This window comes from Variovorax sp. GW822-FHT04A09, from assembly GCF_058801005.1.
Genome location: NZ_JBXAMV010000003.1, coordinates 53,696 through 71,736 on the forward strand (window position 1 = coordinate 53,696; position 18,041 = coordinate 71,736).

The 18,041-nt window shown below is 63.6% G+C and carries 14 protein-coding genes and 1 other RNA gene; 6 read left to right on the forward strand and 9 right to left on the reverse strand.

Going from position 1 to position 18,041, the window contains the following annotated elements; genetic code table 11:
- Positions 1–435: 435 nt before the first annotated feature.
- From AC1RLW_RS16710 to ompA, 9 genes are all read right to left on the reverse strand, one after another.
- Positions 436–1,650 carry a hypothetical protein gene (locus AC1RLW_RS16710; RefSeq protein WP_493194040.1) on the reverse strand — a complete coding sequence of 405 codons (1,215 nt, stop codon included), beginning with the start codon at positions 1,648–1,650 and terminating at the stop codon, positions 436–438.
- 12 nt (positions 1,651–1,662) lie between these two features.
- Entirely contained in the window at positions 1,663–2,865 is a 1,203-nt protein-coding gene (locus AC1RLW_RS16715) for a YagK/YfjJ domain-containing protein (RefSeq protein WP_493194041.1), read from the reverse strand.
- Between the two features lie 362 nt (positions 2,866–3,227).
- The gene (locus tag AC1RLW_RS16720; protein ID WP_493194043.1) at positions 3,228–3,926 is read right to left on the reverse strand and encodes a helix-turn-helix transcriptional regulator; all 699 of its coding nucleotides are present in this window, start codon (positions 3,924–3,926) and stop codon (positions 3,228–3,230) included.
- A 147-nt stretch (positions 3,927–4,073) separates the two neighbouring features.
- Complete coding sequence (locus AC1RLW_RS16725; protein ID WP_493194045.1) at positions 4,074–4,904, reverse strand: hypothetical protein; 831 nt, start codon at positions 4,902–4,904, stop codon at positions 4,074–4,076.
- A gap of 55 nt (positions 4,905–4,959) precedes the next feature.
- The gene (locus tag AC1RLW_RS16730; RefSeq protein ID WP_493194046.1) at positions 4,960–6,393 is read right to left on the reverse strand and encodes a tyrosine-type recombinase/integrase; all 1,434 of its coding nucleotides are present in this window, start codon (positions 6,391–6,393) and stop codon (positions 4,960–4,962) included.
- Positions 6,394–6,601: 208 nt separating this feature from the next.
- Positions 6,602–6,986, reverse strand: a transfer-messenger RNA (tmRNA) gene (gene ssrA, locus AC1RLW_RS16735).
- 12 nt (positions 6,987–6,998) lie between these two features.
- On the reverse strand, positions 6,999–7,676 hold the full coding sequence (locus tag AC1RLW_RS16740; protein WP_223301488.1) for an HAD family hydrolase: 678 nt from the start codon (positions 7,674–7,676) through the stop codon (positions 6,999–7,001).
- Entirely contained in the window at positions 7,673–8,401 is a 729-nt protein-coding gene (gene ubiG / locus AC1RLW_RS16745; protein WP_070064006.1) for a bifunctional 2-polyprenyl-6-hydroxyphenol methylase/3-demethylubiquinol 3-O-methyltransferase UbiG, read from the reverse strand. The genes AC1RLW_RS16740 and ubiG overlap by 4 nt, the downstream gene beginning before the upstream one ends.
- A 129-nt stretch (positions 8,402–8,530) precedes the next feature.
- A complete protein-coding gene (ompA, locus tag AC1RLW_RS16750) occupies positions 8,531–9,181 on the reverse strand; it encodes an outer membrane protein OmpA (RefSeq protein WP_062468651.1) in 651 nt (216 codons plus the stop codon).
- A gap of 224 nt (positions 9,182–9,405) precedes the next feature.
- Here ompA and gyrA point away from each other — a divergent pair, with 224 nt between their 5' ends.
- From gyrA to AC1RLW_RS16780, 6 genes are read left to right on the forward strand one after another with little or no spacing between them, the layout of a single operon-like run.
- On the forward strand, positions 9,406–12,051 hold the full coding sequence (gene gyrA, locus AC1RLW_RS16755; protein ID WP_062468652.1) for a DNA gyrase subunit A: 2,646 nt from the start codon (positions 9,406–9,408) through the stop codon (positions 12,049–12,051).
- Positions 12,048–12,635, forward strand: coding sequence for a DUF2059 domain-containing protein (locus AC1RLW_RS16760; RefSeq protein ID WP_235926701.1), 588 nt, complete (start codon positions 12,048–12,050; stop codon positions 12,633–12,635). Before gyrA ends, AC1RLW_RS16760 begins: the two co-directional genes overlap by 4 nt.
- A gap of 6 nt (positions 12,636–12,641) precedes the next feature.
- Positions 12,642–13,772, forward strand: a complete 1,131-nt coding sequence (gene serC / locus AC1RLW_RS16765; RefSeq protein ID WP_493194050.1) for a 3-phosphoserine/phosphohydroxythreonine transaminase — start codon at positions 12,642–12,644, stop codon at positions 13,770–13,772.
- A 24-nt stretch (positions 13,773–13,796) separates the two neighbouring features.
- Positions 13,797–14,918: a prephenate dehydratase gene (gene pheA, locus AC1RLW_RS16770; RefSeq protein WP_159275245.1), complete on the forward strand. Its 1,122-nt coding sequence runs from the start codon at positions 13,797–13,799 to the stop codon at positions 14,916–14,918.
- A gap of 18 nt (positions 14,919–14,936) precedes the next feature.
- The gene (locus tag AC1RLW_RS16775; protein WP_493194052.1) at positions 14,937–15,830 is read left to right on the forward strand and encodes a prephenate dehydrogenase; all 894 of its coding nucleotides are present in this window, start codon (positions 14,937–14,939) and stop codon (positions 15,828–15,830) included.
- A 1-nt stretch (position 15,831) separates the two neighbouring features.
- The gene (locus AC1RLW_RS16780) at positions 15,832–17,850 is read left to right on the forward strand and encodes a bifunctional 3-phosphoshikimate 1-carboxyvinyltransferase/cytidylate kinase (RefSeq protein ID WP_493194053.1); all 2,019 of its coding nucleotides are present in this window, start codon (positions 15,832–15,834) and stop codon (positions 17,848–17,850) included.
- Positions 17,851–18,041: the final 191 nt, after the last annotated feature.

Genomic DNA, 18,041 nt, shown 5'->3' on the forward strand with positions numbered 1-18,041 from the left:
CTCCATTCTTTCTTTGTTTTTCTTTTTTTGCTTCCTACCGAAGACACCGAGGTGGGGTTTGCGTCAGTGCCGAATCCTTCAGAACTTCATATCGTTGGCGACGTGCGTTGACGTTGCGGCGACAACCTTAAACTCCCTCACTGTTCACGAGGGAGCGAATCGATGCGCCAGAGGGAGGTACCAAATGACAGTGCGGCGCGGCCCGCTCTGCACACTGCGGTGCGAGCCGGGGCGTGGGTACTCCGTCGCGCTGCTGGTGGCGTGCGGGGGGCCTCCCCAGTCGTCCGCTCCGTTTGAATCGACGGACACCTTCGCACCACCGCGGTTTCTCAACTTCAATGAGCTCTGCGGTTCGAACGCTTTTATTTTTTGTCTGAGATCAGCTTCAGCATCAAGGCACGAGCACCATTGCCGCACCGTCGATCATTTACGACGTCAGGGGCTCCCGATGAGCAGGCCAGTGCGCCCCTCGTCATACCCGACATGGATGATGCGATCCGTGTCAGCCAGGAAGACGGCCGCCTTGTCCAACAGGCTTGAACTCGACTCGTGCTGGTTGAAGTGATTGCCAGCGCCCCGGTACATGAACGTCTCGACTGCGCTGCAGTCGATTAGGTATCCAATACCTTGCGTCTGGGCCTTCCAGCCCTCCGAGAGCGTCTGTCGCATCGCGAACAGCTCGTGCGGGCGGGGACCATCGATCGCAAGCACGACATGGACAAGGTAGTCGCTCGTGTTTCCGCGATCGACCTTGCGGATGGCACACACAATGGCCTCGCCGAATTCTTGGCGAAGATCGCGCAAGTAGCGGGCGCTGGCGTCCAGCATGAAGCCGTATTCATCTTGCCTGCTCGACATGGAATTGCGGCCCATGCACAGCTCGAATCGCAGGAAGGAACAGCCGGGGTGACGTTTGAGCCCTCCCGTGAGGTACGAGCGCACCTCGCGCCCTCGAGCCGCGTGCATGTCTTCGTGAAACTGCATTTTTCGGCCCATGCTGACTTGCTGTCCACGCTTGCTCAGTTCAGCGAAAAACGCATTCACTCGGACGGCGACCGATGCGGCTGCGTAGCCCTGGGCGAACCAGCGCTCAACCTGCGCCAGCGGCCCCATCGCCGTTCCCTCCAAAAGGCCGACCTGTTGAAACACATCGACTGCAAGTTGCACCTGCGGATCAAAGCGCGCGTCGTCGCGCCGAGCGCGGCTCCAGAATTCAACGACAGAAACCACTTCGAGGAAGCTCTTCCCCAAGCGACTAGCCTTCCATCCGCGCGACGTGAGATTGAAGGCTGATGCCGTCATCGTGCTCGCGCAGAAGCAGGTCTTTGCGAAGGCCTTGATGGTTAATAGGTGGTCCCCGTAGCCCATTGTTTCCCAGCGTGGGAACAAACGGTCTGCCGGCGGCGTGGCGACGCTACCTTGAGGCGCATAGGCAGGCTGCCAGACTAGCGCAGGAGCATGAATCGGTGCAGGCTGCTGAATCTCGATGTCGCACATCCGCTCTGCGAGTGCCTGGCGCAGCAACTGGATCTTCGCTACCCGCGGCACAGCCTGAGCCGGCCGGCGACCACGAAATGCATACGAACGGCTACCCGCCGTAGGCTCCTGAGGGGGCAAGCCCCCATGCGTGTTCTGAGGGAACGGGAACATGGGTGCTTGTCCTTAGATGAACTTCATGAAGTTCGCGCGCGCCTGCGCGACCGTGATCTTCAGCCGCGAGCCAGCCGCTCGGTCTTGCGGACGTCCCGCCTTGCGCAGCGGCCCCTTCGGAAAGCGTCCCTTGGAGAAGGTACGGAACCGCTTGTTCACGTCCAGCTTCACGAACAGTCCGGCGAGCGTCAAGTAGCTCATGAGGAACTGCAAACCTGTGATCGTCTGCGGGTCGTCCAGATTCACGCGGCCGAGCACGGGATACGTTTGGTGATCGGCGTGCGCGTTGCCGTTGTAGATGTACCCACGTCCTTCGGTCAGGGACACCCACTTCTCGCCCAGCATCTCCACCAGGCCCACATGATCCTCGTTCCCGCGAGGATCGAGTAGGACGAAGTAGTGCACGTGATATTTGCTCTCACGTCCGTATTCGAGTGCCCAGAAGTACCCCAACAGCTTTTTCCCAAAGCGGCGATGGAGCGAACGATGAAAGCGCTCGCGACAGACCATGAACTCATCCAAGCCATCCAAGCTGGCCGCCTCGCCCAGCTTGACTGGCTCAGACCCGGCTGCGCGTTCGTACAAATCGAAGCGCAAGCCGATCACGTCCTTGCGACGCTGAGTCAGCCAGACCACCGAGTCGCTCAGGCCGTTGAAGTTGTCCATCGCCCCTCGGCGGAAGTTCTCGTTCGCCGTTTTGACCGATTCACGATCAAGCGCTTGACGCAATGCCTTCACGAACTGGAGGGCTTGAACCACGATTTGATCGGCTTCTTCCGCCGGAACCGACCGGTCGAAGTACGAAGACGGGTAGGAAGGCATAAGGCGGCGCAGTCGCGCAAAGACCTTGTAAACCGGGGAGAAGTCGTGCAGCGGGTAGTCCGCTTGGATTTGATAGAAGTCCGCACGCGCTGCGTCCAGTAACTGCTGACCGAGCGGCGTGCAGCGAACGAAGCTGCGGGTTTTGCCGTGCTCCGCGAAGAAAGGCGGATCGGACGGGTGCATGACTTCTTTAGCCAGCTCATGCAAGAGCGAGATGATCCGGTCGTGGACTTCGGTGCGCGCGACTTGGAGCCCCTGTTCAGGATGCTCATCGTTCTTCAGGGTCCGTTCAATTGCTCGCTGGCGAAGAGCAAGCTTCGCCATGCTGTTGAGTTCCGCCTCTTCGGAGGTCGTCGCGATCTGATCACGCGCTTTATGGTTGGGCTGGTTCATTTGGAATACACCTGTTTACGCTGCCTTCAATGGCAGCGATCTGTGAAAATAGATTGACCTAACAATTGCTTTGAGGACGTTGAATCCTTCCAATGGAAGGAGGCTTCAGATCTCGTATCCCCCAGGGAGAAGGAGGGTTTGCAATAGTGTTAGTGGTAACGACGCAGTTCGAATACGACGAGGCCGATGGACTCGGCATCAACGTGACTCGAATGCGCAGCGCTCCCGCAAATCGGCACTAACCGACGTGCTGGCGTTTTGGCTCCACCGGCGGCATATAGTCCGCCGTCGGACAACCATCGTCGGGCGTGCGTCCGATAGTTGTCCGCTGGCGGTTTAGTTCGCCGTCGAGTTAGAAATACTCAGATCCGGCCCGTAGGGAACATGGACAGCACAGACGGATGTTCCGGTGCACACTGGTGCGTGCGGGGGGGCGCGGCGTACTCGGCATACACGGGGGTTACCTCGCACGGGATGGGGAGTGCGTGCTTCGGCTGCTCCGGCGCAGGTTTTTCCATGCAGGACGTGTACGTCCAGTAATCCGGGACTTGGCTTGCCGCCACTTCGTCATTCCGCGTATCAGGCAGGGACTGGGCGACGGGCGCAGCGTTGATGGGCATTGCTGCACGCTTGCGGCGCATCACGACAGAGATCTGCTTCGGGCGGCCGTCGAAGCCAGTGGCGGAAAGCACACCGCGCACAACGTCGCGGTCCGGCGTGGTGGTTTGCGCAGACGGGTTCTCGGGCTGCGTTTGGGGCGCAGTCAACGACGAGGACAGCGGCGCAGTCGTGTGCACCAGTTCGCCGAGAGCTTCACTCCCGTGGCGGGAGCGACTCTCGGCCAAGGCGATCCAGCTGTCGATCGCGGCCTCGCGCCAGTACGGGATGCGACTGTTGGGAAAGTAGATCGGCAAGGGGAAGGTAGTATCCCGGTACCGGCCCTTCGCCATTTTTGCGTGGAGCGTGCTCTTCGAGAAGGGGACCTTCTCAAGCAAGCGCTTCTTGCGGATGAGTTGGTAGTTCTGACCAGCCAGGATTGGCGTTTGGTTCGTGTTGGACATCTTGGTTCTCCGTCGGTAATGGTTGGTTGCGACGGGATCAAGTTTCTCAACGGGACCCTTTTCTGTAATCTCCCCCCAGCTGGGCAGCCCCCCCTTGTCTGCTCAGTAGACCCCCCACTATTTACAGTGGAAGGGGATCACGAGGAGTTAATTTTGGGCTTGAACTGGGACGATCCCTGGCGATGACCGACTCAGGCGCTCCTTGAGCGACGGAATGAGATCAAGGCGATCTGGCATGGCCTTGATCCAGCCTCCGACCGTCTCCTCGAAATTCTTGAGCGCGTCCTGTCCATACTCTGCTTTGAGCTTTGAGATGACCGCTCGTGTCGCCCGTGACTGACTGGCCCAATCACTACGGCTGCGCACGATTTCATGGGTCTTCGCCTTCATCACTCCTGACTTATGGTGACGAGCTTTGGCCCCATTGCCGGCCCTCTCCTTGTTAACAGCGTCAAAGACGTGCTTGGTAAGTACTTCTTCCGCTCGGTTCGTCACCAACATCGCGCCGGTCGGGGTATGCGCATCGCACATGAATTCCCATGCACGGTCTAGGTCGCTGGCATTTAGGGCTCTGGAGGACGCCACAACGTTCGCGCAGGCGCCGTAAATCCACCAAAGATCGGACGAGATGGCATCCCCCTCAACCTTGATCAACTCGGCGACTTTTTCGATGCAAACCTCACCTGTGGAGAGGATCAGTTCGCCCGGCTTCGTGATCGCCAAGTCGTTCATCCTGTTGAACACTCGCTCTCTGAAACCGGTCGCTCCGTGCTCCGGCTTGATTTCAAGATACTCACGTTCCAATGTGTCCAACAGGCGGTGAGCCCGGTGCACAATTCGACGAAATTCTTCTGGAACGTTTTGGTCACTCTCGGTGTTCATTGGATAGCTTTGGCCTCGGTCGTTATGAAAATGGACGTCGAGACTAGCACGGGCACCGCGCCGCCCCGATGTTGCGACCATCATCAAGAATTGCATGCCCTCGCATTTATGCCGGAGCGTGCACACGCGTCCGTCCGCGCCCCTTGAGAAGCTATCTCGTACGAGCGGCACCTGAAGAAACCGCCTGAGAGAAGAGTTCCGCCATCGTCTCCCCACCTATGCGCTTTTCCTTTGGCTGAATGCCCCCCGCAGCAGCATCAGGCACACCATCCAATTCACCCGCTGCGCGCAGGAACTCACGCATTAAGCTCACCATGCTCTCACGGTTTTCCGCGTCCTGAGGACGCGGCGCAATCGACTCAGCAGCCGCGCAATTCTGCTCCCGCAACGCGTCGAGGTAGTCAGCCCACCGCTGCATCATTTGCCTACGCTGGTTGACGTACTGCGTACGGTTGTAGGCTCGGCCGTTGGCGTCTTTTACTGCATGCGCCAGTTGGGCCTCGATCACCAGCGGATCGACCTCCAACACTTCGGCCAGCATGGTGCGGGCTGTCGCCCTGAAGCCGTGCCAAGTCTGAATTTCCGGCGTGTAGCCCATTGTGATGAGCGCAGTGCGAACGGAGTTTTCAGAAATAGGACGGTCATGACTGCGCTCACCAGGGAACACAAGGACGCCATGACCGGTCAATCGGTGCAAGTCACGCAGCACAGCCACGGCCTGCGTCGGCAGCGGCACTAGGTGAGGACCTCCGTGCTCCTTGCCTTCCTTTTCACGCTTCATCCTGGCGGCAGGAATCGTCCAGAGGGCCGCATCCAAGTCAATTTCCGCCCAAGCAGCAGCACGCAGCTCGCCCGGCCGTTGAAACAGCATGGGCGCGAGTTGGAGCGCCGCGCGAACAATGGGTCCGCCCTTGTAGACCCGAATCGCCCGAAGCAGCTCGCCGAATCGGGCCGGCTCGGTAATAGCCGCAAAATGACGGCCTCGATAAGGTTGCAGCGCGCCTTTCAGATCCACAGTGATGTCGCGCTCTACTCGGCCCGTCGCTACACCGTAGCACCAGACCTGACGAGCCAACATCAAGCCGCGATCGGCGGTCTCAATGGCACCGCGCTCCTCCACCTTGCGCAGGGTAGCAAGCAGTTCCACGGGTTCGATTTCGCACAATCGCCGCTCCCCCAACCAAGGAAACAAGTCGCGCTCGAGCTGTCGCCGCAGCCGCTCAGCGTGACCGAGACTCCATTGGTCTTCTTGCTTCGCATACCACTCCAAGGCCACGACCTTGAACGTGTCCCCAGTCGGATTACTGAACTTGAGTTTCTGAAGCTTCCGCGCCTGTACTGGGTCAATGCCTCCAGCCTTCTGCATCTTCGCTGCGTCTCGAGCCTTGCGAGCGTCAGCCAGACTTGTACTCGGATAGCTACCCAAGGCCATCCGCCCCTCTTTGCCGTCCGAGTAGGTCTTCCAGAACCATCGCTTCGAGCCGGTCGGACTAACCTCCAGATACAAGCCCAGCGCATCAGTGAAGCGAGCTCGCTTCTTGTCGGGCGGGCAGGCGGCGTTCTTGCAGTGCTTGTCAGTCAGCATGGACAGGGCTCCGGGGCGGGAAATAAGTAGCAACCGGGGAACGATACCCCATCGCAGCGACCTTTCCCCCGACTGTTCCCCGGCTTGTTCCCCGATTCAGTCTTGGCTGCCAGCAAATCTCGTCGGCCGTCCTCGCACGATAGACAACCGGTTTCCCAATGAAAAAGGGCGTTCACTGAACTTCAGTGAACGCCCTTGGACGTCATGTTGGTGGAGCTGGGGGGATTTGAACCCCCGTCCGCAAGCCTTCATCGCGCAGTTCTACATGTGTAGTGATCTGATTTAAGTCTCGCTTCCGGAGTCGCGCAGTCACACGCTAAACCGGACGCCAGCACCCTATTTTCTCGCCCCGACCCAAGGTACCCGGATCGGAGCCAGCCCATGTAATTATCCTTGCAGCCGGGAGGTCAGGATTGCTCCAGACCCCCTTGCCCAGCCCATCGGCCAACTGTTGCAAGGCTCACTGGCAATTAAGCAGCGAGTGCGAAACGTTCGTCGTTTGCAGTTAGTTTGTTTGAATCTGTTTTACGAGCGCATTCAGCTCGACATGCCCCGCTGCGACTCCGAACCCACGTCGAAACCAGTGCAGCCCCAAGCGACTCATTTTAGGCGCTATTGAGTAACTTCAAGAGCTCCAGGGGCGAAGAGATTGAGGCATCGGCTTTCCACAGCGCCGCATCGGCCTGAGAACCCATGTAGCCGTAGGTGGCCGCCACGGTTCCCATGCCTGCGGCGCGGCCCGCGATGATGTCGCGCTCGTCGTCTCCCACGTAGATGCAGGCCTCGGGCGCCACGCCGAGGCGACGCGCCGCCTCGTGCAACGGCTCGGGGTGCGGCTTGGCGAACGGCGTGGTGTCGCCGCTCACGATCGCGCCGGCGCTCGCGAAGAGCGGCATCGCGGCGGTCAGCGGTTCGGTGAAGCGGGCCGACTTGTTGGTGACCACGCCCCAGCGCAGGCCGCGCTCGCGGATCGCCTCGATCAGCGGCGCCACGCCGTCGAACACCAGGGTGTTGAGCAGCATGCGGCGTTCGTAGCCGACGTAGAACTCCTCGCGCAGCGCGTCGAACTCCGGCGCATCGGGCGTGATGCCGAAGGCGATGCCGAGCATGCCGCGCGCGCCGGCACCGGCCATCGGGCGGTAGCGCTCCAGCGGGTAAGGCGCCAGGCCGCGGTCGGTGCGCATCTTGTCGGCCGCCGCGCCCAGGTCGGGCGCGCTGTCGATCAGCGTGCCGTCGAGGTCGAACAGGATGGCCTGTGTGGTCGTGCTCCCGATCTTCATCATCCCTGCGCCTCCGGCAGCGCCGGCTTCTGGGTCGCGAAGAGGTAGTTGACGCTGGTGTCGGCGCTGAGCCAGTAGCGGCGGGTCAGCGGGTTGTATTCCATGCCCCGGGTGTGGCGCAGGTCCAGGCTGGCAGCGCGGCAGTAGCCGGCCAGTTCGCTGGGACGGATCAGCTTGGGGTACTCGTGCGTGCCGCGCGGCAGCATGCCCAGGACGTACTCGGCGCCCACGATCGCCAGCATGAAGGACTTCAGGTTGCGGTTGATGGTCGAGAAGAACACCCAGCCGCCCGGCTTCACCAGGGTGGCGCAGGCCTGGATCACCGATGCCGGATCGGGCACGTGCTCCAGCATTTCCATGCAGGTGACCACATCGAAGCTGCCAGGCTGCTCGGCCGCGAGCGCCTCGGCACTGATTTCGCGGTATTTGACGCCGCGCGTCCCGGCTTCGAGGGCGTGCAGTTGAGCGACCTTGAGCGCCTTGGTCGCGAGGTCGACGCCCAGCACGTCGGCGCCCTTGCGCGCCATCGAATCGGCCAGGATGCCGCCGCCGCAGCCGATATCGACCACACGCTGGCCCGAAATAGGCGCAATACCGTCAATCCATTCCAGCCGCAAAGGATTGATTTCGTGCAGCGGGCGGAATTCGCTCTCCAAATCCCACCACCGGTGTGCGAGTTCCGAAAACTTGGCCAGTTCGGCCGGGTCTGCATTCACGTTTTCTGTCATGGGGCAATTATGAAGCGAGCAAAGCCCGGCTCGAACGCAATGGGCTTGCCTCAGGCACGGCCGCAAATACGGCAGGCATAAAAAAACCCCGCCGAGGCGGGGTTTTCATTCGTCGATGGAATCGATCGATCAGTTGGCGCGGGTGCCAACCACTTCGATTTCCACGCGACGGTTCTTGGCGCGGCCTTCCTTGGTGCGGTTGTCAGCCACAGGCTGCTTCTCGCCCTTGCCTTCGGTGTAGACGCGGTTGCGTTCGATGCCCTTCGAGACCAGGAAGGCCTTGACGGCTTCGGCGCGACGCACCGACAGACGCTGGTTGTAGGCGTCGGTACCGATGGAGTCGGTGTGACCCACAGCGATGATGACTTCGAGGTTCACGCCACGGATCTTCTCGACCAGGTCGGTCAGCTTGGCGCGACCTTCGGGCTTCAGCACCGACTTGTCGAAGTCGAAGAAGGCGTCAGCAGCGAAGGTGACCTTCGAAGCAGCGACTTGTGCGGCAGGCGGAGCGACCGGAGCGCCAGGCGTGGGAGCCACAGCAGCCGGAGCAGCCGGAACCAGAGCGCCGTCGCAACCGGCGGCAGCCGTTGCGGGCGTCCAGTTGGCATCGCGCCAGCACAGTTCGTTCGTGCCGTTCTTCCAGACCAGTTCGCCGGTGCCGTTTTGCCAGTTGTCGATCGTAGGACCGCCGTTCGCAGCGGTGACACGGGTCTGCGCGCCGGCGGCAGTGGCGAGCGCAGCGACTGCAAACATCATCGCCACTTTATTCAGTTTCTTCATGGTTCTCCTCTTGGGGAAAAAGCCGCAGCCGCGCTGCGAATCAAGGACGCTTTAAGTGACCACCACCCAAAACGTTGAGACGATTGTGCCATAGGGTCTTTGGCAAACAGGCCGCTGGACGCCCCTGAAGCGTAGGACGGAGGCGGAATAGAGCCCTTGTGTTGCGGCGGTGCGACACCCCTCACAGCGTAAAATTTCGCCTTCCTGCCGCCAGCCTCTTGCTCATGACCTCCTTCGCCAAAGAAACCCTGCCCATCAGTCTCGAAGAGGAAATGCGCAGCAGCTACCTCGATTACGCCATGAGCGTGATCGTCGGCCGGGCGCTTCCCGACGCCCGCGACGGCCTCAAGCCGGTGCACCGGCGCGTGCTGTACGCGATGCACGAGCTCAACAACGACTGGAACCGGCCGTACAAGAAGTCGGCCCGTATCGTCGGTGACGTGATCGGTAAGTACCACCCGCACGGCGACCAATCGGTCTACGACACCATCGTCCGGCTGGCCCAGGACTTCTCGATGCGCCACATGCTGGTCGACGGCCAAGGCAACTTCGGGTCGGTCGACGGCGACAACGCCGCCGCAATGCGTTATACGGAAATCCGGCTGGCCAAAATTGCGCATGAAATGCTGGCCGATATCGACAAGGAAACTGTCGACTTTCAGGACAATTACGACGGCTCCGAAAAAGAACCGAAAGTTTTGCCCAGCCAGCTGCCGAATTTGCTGGTCAATGGCTCCGGCGGTATTGCGGTCGGCATGGCCACCAATATCCCGCCGCACAACCTGAATGAAGTGGTGGATGCCTGCCTGTATCTGCTGCGCAATCCGCAGGCGAGCATCGACGAACTGATGGAAATCGTGCCGGCGCCCGACTTCCCCACCGCCGGCATCATCTACGGCATCAACGGCGTGAAGGACGGCTACCGCACCGGCCGCGGCAAGGTCGTGATGCGCGCCAAGTGCCACTTCGAGGACATCGACCGCGGCCAGCGCCAGGCGATCATCGTCGACGAGCTCCCCTACCAGGTCAACAAGAAGACGCTGCAGGAGCGCATGGCCGAGCTGGTGCACGAGAAGAAGATCGAAGGCATCAGCCACATCCAGGACGAATCCGACAAGTCGGGCATGCGCCTGGTGATCGAACTCAAGCGCGGCGAAGTGCCCGAGGTGGTGCTCAACAACCTCTACAAGCAGACCCAGCTGCAGGACACCTTCGGCATCAACATGGTGGCGCTGGTCGACGGCCAGCCCAAGCTGTGCAACCTGAAGGACCTGATCGAGGTCTTCCTGCAGCACCGCCGCGAAGTGGTCACGCGCCGCACCGTCTTCACGCTGCGCAAGGCCCGCGAACGCGGCCACGTGCTCGAAGGCCTGGCCGTGGCGCTGGCCAACATCGACGAGTTCATCCGCATCATCCGCGAGTCGCCCACCCCACCGGTCGCCAAGGCCGAGCTCATGACCCGCAGCTGGGACAGCAAGCTGGTGCGCGAAATGCTCACGCGTTCACGCGCCGACGGCGGTGTGATCAACGCCGACGACTACCGCCCCGAAGGCCTCGAGCGCGAGTACGGCATGGGCGGCGACGGCCTGTACCGCCTGTCGGAAACGCAAGCGCAGGAAATCCTGCAGATGCGTCTGCAGCGCCTGACCGGCCTCGAGCAGGACAAGATCGTCGCCGAGTACAAGGACGTCATGGCCGAGATCGACGACCTGCTCGACATCCTGGCCAAGCCCGAACGCGTCTCGATCATCATTGGCGACGAACTCGGCGAGATCAAGCAGGAGTTCGGCCAGTCGAAGATCGGCGCCCGCCGCAGCCTGGTCGAGCACAGCGCCTACGACCTCTCGACCGAAGACCTGATCACGCCGACCGACATGGTCGTCACGCTCTCGCACAGCGGCTACATCAAGAGCCAACCGCTGGGCGAGTACCGCGCGCAAAAGCGCGGCGGGCGCGGCAAGCAGGCCACGTCCACCAAGGACGACGACTGGATCGACCAGCTCTTCATCGCCAACACGCACGACTACATCCTGTGCTTCTCCAACCGCGGCCGGCTGTACTGGCTCAAGGTGTGGGAAGTACCGGCGGGTTCGCGCGGCTCGCGCGGACGCCCCATCGTCAACATGTTCCCGCTGCAGGAAGGCGAGAAGATCAACGTCGCGCTCGCCCTCACCGGCGAGAAGCGCAACTTCCCGGCCGACCAGTACGTGTTCATGGCGACCTCGATGGGCACGGTCAAGAAGACGGCGCTCGACGAATTCAGCAACCCGCGCAAGGGCGGCATCATTGCCGTGAACCTCGATGAAGGCGACTACCTCATCGGCGCGGCGCTGACCGACGGCAAGCACGACGTGATGCTCTTCAGCGACAACGGCAAGGCCGTGCGCTTCGACGAGGAAGACGTCCGCCCGCTGGGCCGCAACGCCCGCGGCGTGCGCGGCATGTCGCTGGAGCCGGGCCAGGGCGTGATCGCCATGCTGGTGGCCGAGGACGAGCAGCAGAGCGTGCTCACCGCCACGGAAAATGGTTACGGAAAACGCACAAGCATTACCGAATACACGCGTCATGGCCGCGGAACCAAAGGCATGATCGCGATTCAACAGAGTGAGCGCAACGGCAAGGTCGTTGCCGCCACGCTCGTTCATGCGGACGATGAGATCATGCTCATCACCGACAAGGGTGTGCTCGTGCGCACTCGTGTGGCCGAGATTCGCGAACTGGGTCGGGCGACGCAAGGCGTCACGCTGATCGGGCTCGACGAAGGCGCCAAACTCAGCGGGCTTCAACGCATCGTCGAAAACGACGCGAACGGCGAAGGTGAGCCGGACGCAGACGACACTTCCACATCTTCAACGGAGAATCCTCAGTGAAAAAACAACTCAAGCTCGCACTCCTGACCGCTGCCCTCGCCGGCTCGTCCATGGCCGCCATGGCCCAGGACAAGGCCACGCTGATCAAGCAGTTCATCGAGATCCAGCGCCCCGGCATCGAGTCGCTGGCACGCGGCCTGATCGAGCAGTCGAGCGCCCCCATCGCGCAAGCCGGTTCGCAGTACCTGCAGACCCAGGTGCCCGAAGCCAAGCGCGAATCCGCCGCCAAGGCCGCTGACGCCGAACTGAAGAAGTACTTCGACGACGCCTACCCGCTGGTGCGCGACAAGGCCGTGCAGATCGCCCCTGGCGCCCTCACGCCCATCCTCGAGCAGAACTTCAGCGAAGACGAACTCAAGCAGCTGCTGGCCTGGATCAACTCGCCCCTGAGCAAGAAGTACCAGGAACTGAACCCGAAGATGCAGACCGCTCTGACGGAAAAGCTGGTGACCGAAACCCGCGCCACCATCGAACCCAAGATGCGCGCACTCGACACCAACGTCGCCAAGGCCCTCGGTGCTCCGACCGACGGTGCAGCAGCTCCCGCCAAGGCGCCCGCCGCCAAGGCTCCCGCCAAGAAGTAAAGCAACGTGACCCAGCAGCAGACGCCGGCCGGCAAGCGCCCCTACAACTTTTCGGCCGGTCCGGCTGCCATGCCGGAGGCGGTGCTGCAACGCGCCGCTTCCGAGATGCTCGATTGGCAGGGCAGCGGCATGAGCGTGATGGAGATGAGCCATCGCGGCAAGGAATTCGGTGCCATCTGCACCCAGGCCGAAGCCGACATCCGCACGCTGCTGGCCATCCCCTCGCACTTTCACATCCTGTTCATGCAGGGTGGCGGCCTCGGCGAAAACGCCATCGTGCCGCTGAACCTGTCGCGCGGCGGTGTTGCCGACTTCGTCGTCACCGGCAGCTGGAGCGCCAAGTCGCACAAGGAAGCGCAGCGCTACTGCACCGCCCGCGTGGCGGCCAGCAACGCCGACAACCAGCACACGCAGCTGCCCGATCCCGCCAGCTGGCAGCTGTCCGCCGATGCCTCGTACGTGCACGTGTGCAGCAACGAGACCATCAACGGCATCGAGTTCCAGCAACTGCCCGACCTGGCCGCGCTCGGCAGCAAGGCGCCGCTGGTCATTGATTTTTCCTCGCACGTCGCCTCGCGCAGCGTCGACTGGAGCCGCGTCGGCCTGGCCTTCGGCGGCGCCCAGAAGAACCTCGGCCCCGCCGGCCTGACCATCGTGGTCGTGCGCGACGACCTGCTGGGCCACGCGCTCGAGATCTGCCCGAGCGCGTTCAACTACAAGACCGTGGCCGACAACCACTCCATGTACAACACCCCGCCGACCTGGGGCATCTACATGGCAGGGCTCACGTTCCAGTGGCTGCTGCAGCAGACCGAGGGCGCGCTCACCGGCGTTGCCGCCATGGAGCAGCGCAATGTCGAGAAGGCCAAGCTGCTGTACGACTTCATCGACGGCTCCGACTTCTACGCCAACCGCATCGACGCCAACTGCCGTTCGCGCATGAACGTGCCGTTCTTCCTGGCCGACGAGGGCCGCAACGAGGCCTTCCTGGCCGGTGCGCGCGAAGCCGGGCTGCTGCAGCTCAAGGGCCACAAGTCGGTCGGTGGCATGCGCGCGAGCATCTACAACGCCATGCCGCTGGCAGGGGTGCAGGCCTTGGCGGCCTACATGAGAGAATTCGAGCGATCGCATGCGTAGGCGCATGCCCTGTTGCTCGCACCGATGACCGCCTCTGCCCCCACACCACCCACCTCCCCCGACAATTCCGAAAGCCTGGCCGGTCTGCGCGTGCAGATCGACTCCCTCGACCAACGGCTGCTGAGCCTGCTCAATGAGCGCGCCCATGTGGCCGAGCTGGTCGGCGAGGTCAAGAAGCGCGAAGGCACGCCCTTCTTCCGCCCCGACCGCGTCGCCGCGGTCATCGACAAGATGCAGAAAAGCAATGGCGGTCCGCTCAAGGACCTCCATGTCGCGGCCATCTGGCGCGAGATCATGTCGGCCTGCCTGGCCCTCGAGTCGCCCCAACGCGTGGCCGTGCTCGGCCCCGAGGGCACCTTCTGCGAACAGGCCGCCATCGAGTACTTCGGCGGCGCCGCCGACCTGATCTACTGCGCCAGCTTCGACGAGGTGTTCCACGCCACCGCCGCGGGCAGCGCCCAGTACGGCGTGGTCGGCGTCGAAAACTCGACCGAAGGCGTGGTCACGCGCTCGCTCGACCTGTTCCTGCACTCGCCCACCCATGTCGTCGGCGAAGTCAGCCTGCTGGTGCGCCACCACCTGATGCGCAGCAGCAATTCGCTCGAAGGCGTCGAGGCTGTGCTGGCCCATCCGCAGGCACTGGCGCAGTGCCAGACCTGGCTGTCCAAGCACCTGCCCAACGCCGAGCGACGCGCCGTGTCGAGCAACGCCGAAGGCGCACGCCTCGCGGCCACCAACCCGGCCTGGGCCGCGCTGGCCGGCGAACGCGCCGCCACCCGCTTCGGCCTGCACATCGTGGCGCATGCCATCCAGGACGATTCGTACAACCGCACCCGCTTCTCGGTGATCTGCCTGCCGCAGACGCTGGCCATGCCGCCGGCCTCGGGCAAGGACTGCACGAGCCTGATCGTCTCGGTGCCCAACCGCCCCGGCGCGGTGCACGACCTGCTGGTGCCGCTGAAGGCCAACAACGTGTCGATGACGCGCTTCGAGTCGCGCCCCGCACGCACCGGCCAGTGGGAGTACTACTTCTACATCGACCTCGACGGCCACCCCTCGCAGCCCAACGTGGCCGCGGCGCTGGCCGAACTGCGCGGCCTCTGCGCCTTCTACAAGGTGCTCGGCGCCTACCCGATCAAAGCCTGAGCCGAACGGACCGACGCGATGTTCGAGCAACTGGGATTGATCGGCTGCGGCCTCATGGGCGGCTCCTTTGCGCTCGCGCTCAAGCGCGCGAAGCTGGTGAAACGGGTGGTGGGCTACAGCAAGTCGCCCTCCACCACCGAGCGGGCGCGCCAGCTCGGCGTGATCGACGTGGCGGCGCCCTCGGCGCTGCTGGCGGTGTCGGGCGCCGACATCGTGCTGCTGGCCGTGCCGGTGGCCGCCTCGGAAGCCACCTTCAAGGCCATCCGCCACGGCATCTCGGCCGACACGCTGGTGATGGACGTGGGCTCGACCAAGGGCGACGTGATCGAGGCCGCGCGCAACGGCCTGCAAAAGCAGTTCGCGAACTTCGTGCCGGCGCATCCGATCGCCGGCAAGGAAGTCTCCGGCATCGAGCATGCCGAAGCCTCGCTCTTCACCGGCCGCCAGGTCGTGCTGACCCCCGTCAAGACCACGCTGCGCTCCAACGTGCAGCGCGCCTCGCAGGTGTGGAGCGGCATCGGCGCCAACGTCGTCACCATGACGCATGAGGAGCACGACGCCGCCTTCGCCGCCGTGAGCCACCTGCCGCACCTGCTGGCCTTTGCCTACACCAACGCGCTCATCGGCCAGCCGCAGGGCGACCGCTTCCTGAGCCTGGCGGGGCCGGGCTTTCGCGACTTCTCGCGCATCGCCGCCAGCGACCCCGTCATGTGGCGCGACGTGCTGCTCGCCAACCGCGAGCAGGTGCTGCAGCAGTCGCAGGCCTTCCGCAAGGCGCTCGACGACCTCGAGACGCTGATGACCGCCGGCGACCTGCAGGGCCTGGAGCAATCCATCGCCGCCGCCAGCAAGGCGCGCGCCGCCTGGCGGCCGAATTCGAGCACGGACGCTCTGGCCCAGCAGGACAGCTGACATGTTCTCGACCGCCTTCCTCGACCTCCCGCCCCTCGCGGGCGCCGCCGGCACGGTCCGGCTGCCGGGCTCCAAGAGCATCTCCAACCGCGTGCTGCTGCTGGCGGCGCTCGCCAGCGGCACCACCACGATCCACGACCTGCTCGATTCCGACGACACGCGCGTGATGCTCGACGCCCTGCGCGCGCTGGGCTGCGGCATCGAGCCGGCCGGCGCCTCGCTGCGCATCACGGGCCTGGGCGGCCAGCTGCCGCCGTCGCTGGGCGCGACGCTGCTGCCGCTGTTCCTGGGCAACGCCGGCACGGCCATGCGTCCGCTGACGGCGGCGCTGTCACTGCTCGGCGGCGAATTCGAACTCAGCGGCGTGCCGCGCATGCACGAGCGCCCGATCGGCGACCTGGTCGACGCCCTCACGCAACTCGGCTGCCGCATCGACTACCTCGGCAACCCCGGCTACCCGCCGCTGCGCATCCACCCGGTGTCGCACGGCGAGCTGGCGCTGGGCGCACCGATCCGCGTGCGCGGCGACGTGTCGAGCCAGTTCCTGACCGCCCTGCTGCTGGCGCTGCCGCTCGCGGCGGCCGACGACATCGTGATCGAAGTGGTCGGCGAGCTGATCTCCAAGCCCTACATCGAGATCACGCTGAACCTGCTGGCACGCTTTGGCATCAAGGTGCAGCGCGACGGCTGGGAGCGCTTCACCATCCCCGCCGGCAGCCGCTACAGCTCGCCGGGCGAGATCCACGTCGAGGCGGACGCGTCCTCTGCTAGCTATTTCATAGCACTCGGGGCCATCGCAACGGGCGTTTCGGGGCAGAACGGCATCCGCATCGAAGGTGTCGGCGCGGCCTCGATCCAGGGCGACATCCGCTTCATCGACGCCGCCCAACAGATGGGCGCGCGGGTCGACAGCGGCCCGAACTGGCTCGAAATCCGCCGCGGCGCCTGGCCCTTGAAGGCCATCGACCTCGACGCGAACCACATCCCCGACGCCGCGATGACACTGGCCGTCATGGCGCTGTACGCCGACGGCCCCAGCACGCTGCGCAACATCGCAAGCTGGCGCGTGAAGGAAACCGACCGCATCGACGCCATGGCGAACGAGCTGCAAAAGCTCGGCGCGACGGTCGAGGCCGGGCCCGATTTCATCCGCGTCCACCCCCTCCCCGCCGCCGGCTGGCGGCCCGCCAGCATCCGCACCTACGACGACCACCGGGTCGCCATGTGCTTCTCGCTCGCGGCCTTCAATCCGGCCGGCGTGCCGGTGCGCATCCTCGAGCCGCACTGCGTCGCCAAGACCTTCCCCGACTACTTCGAGACCCTGTTCTCGGTGGCCGAGGCTGCCGAGGTGCCCGTGATCTGCATCGACGGCCCAACCGCCTCGGGCAAGGGCACGCTGGCCGCCGAGGTGGGGCGCCTGCTGGGCTACCACTACCTCGACTCGGGATCGCTCTACCGCGTGACCGGGCTCGCCGCCCGCCGCGCCGGCCTGGAGGCCACGGCCGCGAACGAAGCGCAGATCGCCGCCCTCGCCGCCGCCCTGCCCCTGCAGTTCACCGAGGGCAAGGTGCTGCTGGCCGGCGAAGACGTGAGCGACGACATCCGCACCGAAGCCGCCGGCATGGACGCCTCGCGCGTCTCCGCGCTGCCCGCCGTGCGCGAGGCGCTGCAAGACCTGCAGCACCGCTTTCGCCGCCTGCCCGGCCTGGTGGCCGACGGGCGCGACATGGGCACCGTGATCTTCCCCGACGCAGCGCTCAAGGTGTTCCTCACGGCGGGAGCCGCCCAGCGCGCCGAACGGCGGCATAAGCAGTTGATTTCAAAGGGTATTTCGACTACACTCGACAGTCTTCGCTCCGACTTGGAAGCACGTGACGCCCGGGACTCTTCCCGCAGCGTCGCCCCTCTGAAGCCGGCGCAGGATGCTCGCCACCTCGACAACTCCCAGCTGTCCATCGAACGCTCGATCGACACGGTGTTGAACTGGTGGCAAGAAATTCAACCGTTCAAGTCCGCTTGAGCGGATTGAAGTGCAGCCTTTCAAGTCCGCTTGAAAGGCTTGCGTCTCCCGGGTGTTCCGGGTGGCGCCTACCGCTCCAGCAGGCTCCTTCCGCGCGACAGCGCACCGGCCTGCTGGTTGTTCAACCAACCGGGCTCACGCCCACAACCTAACCGCCGTCTACAGACCCACAGCAGCCGCACGCAATTTCG